At 32.5% G+C, this 6,297-nt stretch carries 5 protein-coding genes; 1 reads left to right on the top strand and 4 read right to left on the bottom strand.

The features are described from left to right. Window positions 1-214: 214 nt before the first annotated feature. The 3 genes from AC1DUW_RS18730 to AC1DUW_RS18740 form a co-directional block, all read right to left on the bottom strand. Entirely contained in the window at window positions 215-1,576 is a 1,362-nt protein-coding gene (locus tag AC1DUW_RS18730) for a M1 family metallopeptidase (protein ID WP_477643177.1), read from the bottom strand. Window positions 1,577-1,804: 228 nt separating this feature from the next. Next, a complete protein-coding gene (locus tag AC1DUW_RS18735; protein ID WP_477643178.1) occupies window positions 1,805-2,509 on the bottom strand; it encodes a class I SAM-dependent methyltransferase in 705 nt (234 codons plus the stop codon). A 736-nt stretch (window positions 2,510-3,245) separates the two neighbouring features. After that, window positions 3,246-3,518 carry an HU family DNA-binding protein gene (locus AC1DUW_RS18740; protein WP_053345758.1) on the bottom strand — a complete coding sequence of 91 codons (273 nt, stop codon included), beginning with the start codon at window positions 3,516-3,518 and terminating at the stop codon, window positions 3,246-3,248. 788 nt (window positions 3,519-4,306) lie between these two features. On the opposite strand from AC1DUW_RS18740, the gene AC1DUW_RS18745 reads away from it, so the two are divergent. Next, window positions 4,307-5,578, top strand: a complete 1,272-nt coding sequence (locus AC1DUW_RS18745; RefSeq protein WP_477643179.1) for an RES family NAD+ phosphorylase — start codon at window positions 4,307-4,309, stop codon at window positions 5,576-5,578. Window positions 5,579-5,969: 391 nt separating this feature from the next. Here the strand turns inward: AC1DUW_RS18745 and AC1DUW_RS18750 are convergent. Further along, on the bottom strand, window positions 5,970-6,297 hold a 328-nt coding region (locus tag AC1DUW_RS18750), incomplete at its 5' end, for an amidohydrolase family protein (RefSeq protein ID WP_477643180.1).

Raw genomic sequence — 6,297 nt, forward strand, 5'->3', positions numbered from 1 at the left:
CCTTTTCAAATTCATTATTCATACACTGGTTCCCCTTTTGTTTTTTGCTATACCTCATACTTTTTGTACTTTCCTTCTCACTAACTTGCCTCGATAGTTCCTGATGAAAAGAGTTCCAGAGCAACCTTCCTTATTGAAGTAAAGCATCCGTTAGTTCATTAAAAAAAGAAAATAAATGAGATTTATTAAATGACTTTAGGTTAAATTCTCATTGTTATTCATCTAATAAAATCCAATCTTTAAAATAGACGTCATCTTTTAAGTTCAAATAGTATTTTAAAAATCTTACAAACTCTTGAGTATCTACTTCTTTATATTGATAATGGTCATAATAATTTTCGAGAAAATCTTCAGCTTTTAATTCCCCTCCATTTTCCTGAAAAACTTTCCAGAGCATTTTGGAAGATTTTCCATAAATATAACTACTCTGTTCGTTAGAAGAGTATTTATCTAATGGTAAGTTTACAGGTAAAGTAAATTCTCTAAAGAGCTCTTCATCAAAGGAAATATCATTACCTTGATTTGCATAAAACAACAAAGTAGCGAGCGTTGTTATACCTTCATCCAGCCAGGCATCGTGATAAGGATCATTACTTATAACCCCGTAAAACCATTGATGAGCAATTTCGTGAACGATTGTACGCTTTAGATGTTCAGGACTTTCACGAAGACGATTATAAATAGAACCAGCTGTTACTACACCTGGATATTCCATTCCTAATTCATCTAAAATAATATCCAGTTGCTTATGAGGATAAGGTCCAATATTATCTTGAAAGTAATTCATTGCTTCACTAGCGATCTCACTTATTTCTTTATGTAATTCTTTATTTTCATCAACCCCAAATACTCTTATTGTAATGTCATCTGTCTTCTTTTGGATCACATTCGGTTCCTTCAATAATGAAATATAAAATTCTTTTAAGTTTTCCCCTTCTAAAACGCCGGTACGTTCACTTGGATACCTATCATTATCACTGGATGAAATTATGGTTAAATCTTTTGGCAATTTGTATTGTATTTTGAAATCACTAAATGCAGTATGATAGGTCTCACCTTTAAGCCGATACGCTTCCTTATTCCATTTATGGTTTCTATATGTGGCAATCATAGGATACCATTGTGCTAAAAAATAATTATTTTCATTTTTGGTAAATCTTAAACCCTTCTCTGGAAGAGTGAATTCATACTTAATGTCCACAACTACATTTTGATTTGGTTCTAATTTCTCATTTAAAGGAACTGTTAACGTATCCTTTTCAAGATTGAACTTTACTGTTTTTCCATCGAGATTAATGCTTTCAACTTTAACAGTAGATGGTTTTTCTAAGTATGAATTAGTTTCAGTAAACATATTTGGAATAAAGTAAAACATTAACTGTTCCCATTTATCAGTAGAGATATTTTTTATAGAGGTAATTGAATGGATTTTAAATTTCCCTTCTACATCCATTTCCATATTAATATCGTACTCAGGCTCGCTACCTGGAGATAATCCTTTTGGTGAAAACTCTTTCTTATTCTGGCTAACCGTTAAAGTGCTTGGAAATTTCACATTTTCAGTTTTATATACCATCCATATAGAACCAGTTGTAATTAATAGTAGGCATATAATAATTAATTTTTTAATCTCTTCACCTCATTTCATTTCGATTTTTAACTACGTAAAGAAAGTACTTCTTCAAAAAAATGTAAAATCCTTCTATTTTTCTTATTCAACTAAACTGCCCCTTTAGTTGCATAACAAAAAGGTTGCTTCAGCAACCTCCCTTATTGAAGTAAAGCACCTGTTAGTTCTATAATTTTACTTCTTCCTAAATAAAGCAGTACATAATGCAGAGACACCAAACACTTCATTCGATTGTTTAATCTCTTTCATTCTACGTATTTCAACTTCATCAAAGTCCTTAAAGATAGTTCTCAGCTTATCGTCTGTAAAACCTAAGCCACCTTTAAGGCTTCGTAATCTATAAACTTCCCAATCTGATATGTCTGCTCCACCTAGCACTCCGCCTTGAACAAAACAAGTAATTGCAAAGTAACCACCTTGTTTTAATGCCTTTTGTAGCAAATTTATATAACTCATTCTTCGGTGGGGAGCTATATGATGAAAACAACCTGAATCATACACAATATCGTATGCTCCTTCTTCAATAGCTATATCAAAGATATTTTTATTAACAAAGTTTATATTTACATTTCTTTCTTTCGCCCTTTCTGTTGCCCATCGAATTGATTCTTCAGATAAATCTACTGCATCAACTAAACACCCTTTTTCAGCAAAGTAGATTGCATTCCTACCTGGACCACATCCAAGTTCAAGAACTTTTCCTGGATTAAGTATTTTCCCCTCGAAATAATTAACTAAGTTCTCATCTGGCTTATTTACGAAAAAGGGAATACCTTTTTCACGATTAGAATAAAAATCATCCCAAAACTGAGTTGGCTCACGCAATAATGAATCTAACATTAATAATAAATCTTCATAGCTACTAATTATTTCTTTCAAAGTAATCCCTTCTTTACAATTAATATTTACATTTTAATTGTACCAATATTATCCAAAAACTTTGTTGCACTGAGGTTAAAAACACCTTAAATACTATTGGATTTGAATCCTCTATACATTGCTTTTTTTGTCCATTTAGCAAACGTATAAGTACCAAATTCCACTTTTTTATTCACATTAAGTGTATGGGGTTCACCCTATTTCAAATCCAACCAAATTCTCCTAAATGCTGAAAGAATTGAAGCGTTCTTAAAAATTAGAACACCTATTGTTACAAATGTTACTAGAATAATACAAAGAAATATCTACTCATTCTTGTTGAACTAAACTGCCCCGTTACTTTAAGTACAAACTTTCACAATCTCTTCTAAAGTTTAACCTAGATATCTAGGTGTTGTTCAACAATATGGCCCTTTAACGGAACAATTTATTGTCACTCAACAGTTCCTTAATAGATCTTTCAATTCAGAGATGTTTTTTTCCTTTTCACTATAAAAACACCCCTTTAGATAATCTAAAGGGGTAAAACGGTACAACTTTTTTATAAACGGTACGACTTTATTTTAAACATCGCATCTTTTTTACAAACATCGCGACTTTTTTTTAAATCCACAGTTGGCGTTAGCTGCGATTCTGCTCCGGATTTCTACTATCTCAAAAACCATCGTTTAAATAGAAAATACTCTGGAGACTCATCCCCAGAGTATTTTTACAATAAAATATATATATATTTATTTTATTTAACGGCTTCTTTTAATTCCTTACCTGGTTTAAAAGCTGGAACTTTAGAAGCAGCAATGCTTATTTCTTCACCGGTTTGTGGGTTACGGCCGGTTCTTGCTGCACGTTCACGTACTTCAAACGTACCAAATCCAATTAATTGGATTTTCTCTTCCTTAGCAAGGGTGTTAGAAATCGTTTCAAATAACGCATCAACTGCTTTTGCAGCATCTTTTTGTGTCAGTTCAGCATGTGTTGATACAGCTTTCACTAATTCTGTTTTATTCAATTTGATACACCTCAATTGTAAATATACTATGTAGAGACCAAACATAACATATATCCTCTTCGTTTTCCACTTCAAGGAAGAAAAGAAACTAGACTTTTTACTGTTAATAATCAGTATTATGTAAACTAGACGAATATGACCTCCCATTACAAGGGATAAATCAATAAAGAGAAACTGATTTGGATTATCAGTTCCCTAGTAAATAGTGAATGAGTTATATGACCAGGGAATTTATAGTGGAATCGAAAAAAAGTCTCTACTGAATCTTCCCCTTATATTTTCTTCGATGTATTATGCTCTTGGTTATTCGTCTTTGATAGGCCTTCGTCTCCGCATTCACATGGTTTGCATCATTTGGCTTATTCTTTTTAGAACCTCCTGTGCCATTACTCATACCTACTCACACCCGGCGGCACTGTCATATGTATGTAGCTTAATCTTGCCTCTATTATACGCCGCCTCTTGATATAGTAAGAGCAACTTTTTTATCAGGACGTTTGAAATGAAATTTCAAGAAATCTATAAAAAAGATGCAAATTCCTTTATGTGCACATTAAATAGTGAAACCTCCAAAAAAATTCAATTTTATAGACTATAATAATGTTAAATCTTAATTAAGGAGTGATTAATGAGCCTGAAAGCACTAAGCTTCGCAAAACTTTTTCTATTTCTGTTGATCAGCATAACGTGTCATTTCTCTTTCCGAGGTATGTAACCTAATCCAATATTAATAGCAACTCAGTCAATTTTCAAATGACTGAATTTCACAATTATAGAGGGGTGATTTTTTGTACTGCTGTAAAGAATGTTTTAAAGATGTTCATATTCGTAGTTTTATAACCAATAAAAATAAAATAGGTAAGTGCTCATACTGTGAATCTGACCATGTTCATATATCTGATATAGAAGTAGTGGGGGTCTTTATAAAGAAATGCCTACTTAAAAAGTATCAGGTTCTTGATTCTGAATTTTTCTGGCATATAGATGAGCAAAATAGCGATCTTGTATATTTACTAACAGAAACTGCAAAAACAAGACTATTCCAAGAAGATATTTTTTCAAATAGTAATGATGAATCTTTATTAAATGATTTGTTTGAATATAGTGCTCCCGACTACCGAGATATTTCAAAGGGGGATGAAGATTTATGGGAAAATGGTGAGGTTAACCTGGTACATATAGACGCATCACAAGATTATCCTTACAGTTCATCTGTTATGAGTTGGGCTGAATTTAAAATGACAGTTAAACACAACAATCGCTTTTTTGACTTAGGTGATATAAGTAGAGAGGTACTATTGGAGGATATTAAAAATACGATAACAAAAATGACTATTAAACTTCCAGCTAATAGTCTCGTTCATAGAGCACGTCTTGATCCTGGTTATCGTATTAAATCAGATATTAATTCGTTTCTAAAAGAATGTGGTCCTCCTCCAGTTGTTTTATCTAAGCCTTTACGAATGAATCCCGTAGGTATATCTTATTTTTATTGTAGTAATGATGAAAAGACTTGTCTAGCAGAGGTACGTGCAGGTTTTAATGATAAGTATATTATGGGCAGTTTCAAAACTCGCAAAGAATTAAAACTTCTTGATTTAACTATCGAGCCTGAAACTAAGATACCAAGTATATTTTCTGAGGAATATAGTCAGGATATATATTTAAACATGATGTTTTTTCGCGATTTTTCCAGTGAGATATCTAGACCTGTAACAGATATGGAAGCTCCTATTGAATATCTCTCTACACAGTTGTTATCAGAATACTTAAGAAAACAAGGCTTTGAAGGAATTTGCTATAAAAGCAGTCTCACAGGAGAGAAAAATTATACTCTTTTCTGCGGACCAGACCATGAAAGCTATTTAGTTGATCCGCCATTTAGCCAAACAATTCGTAATTATGTTCCTATTGAATTCACAGATTGGCTTTATTTAGTAGAGTTCAAACAAGGTATCATAAATGACATTGGTTATGAAACATGGACTCCTCAAATTTTTAATATCGAAGAAAATCCTCTACCGTATTCAGAACGTGAGAAAGAAGATTTTCCATTCTGAAAGTAGTTTTCTCGCTAAAAGTACACTTTTTATAAACAAAAAAAGCCTTTGATAAAAACAAGGGCTTTTAGTATTTTCAATTCTTATTAATTGTTTTATTTAAACTGTTATTCAAGAAAGTATACATAAAACTGTTTTTTCATTATATATAAAGGGGTCCTACCAGGGTACCACCAGCAAAACGCGAAAAAACCACGCTAAGGATTTTTAAGTTGAAATAATGGATACCTTACCATGTATACAAATATGATGACTTTCTGGGCAGTAAAACAAAAAGAATATTTTTAAGACAAAAAACGTACTATTTGATCCTTTTACAAAAAAATCAAGGTGACCGATATTGGCCACCTTGATTCAATTAAACGATTCTAATCCAAACAATAAACATCTATTATTTATTAAATGGAGCGATAATGTCATCGATTGAATATACTTTACCATCTTTCATAACCATCTGGACGTTAACGGTATCTTTTATATCTTGTAAAGGGTTACCCTTCACAAATACAAGATCTGCAATCTTTCCTGGCTCAATGGTACCTAGATCGTCCTCAACACCCATCTTTTTCGCTGGGTAATACGTGGCAGTACGTAATGCTTCATATGGAGTCATTCCATATTCTGTCATAGCCATAAGTTCTGCATGCGTACTAAAACCAATCGTTACAAGCGGTGAATCCGTACCGTTTATCACCATTCCGCCCGCATCAATAATATCC

Source organism: Peribacillus sp. P4_C12 (assembly GCF_056402095.1).

What these genes read in the sequence shown, in the direction of transcription:
- AC1DUW_RS18730 (WP_477643177.1), bottom strand. Translation starts at nt 1,576, where the DNA reads ATGGTATATAAAACTGAAAATGTGAAATTTCCAAGCACTTTAACGGTT.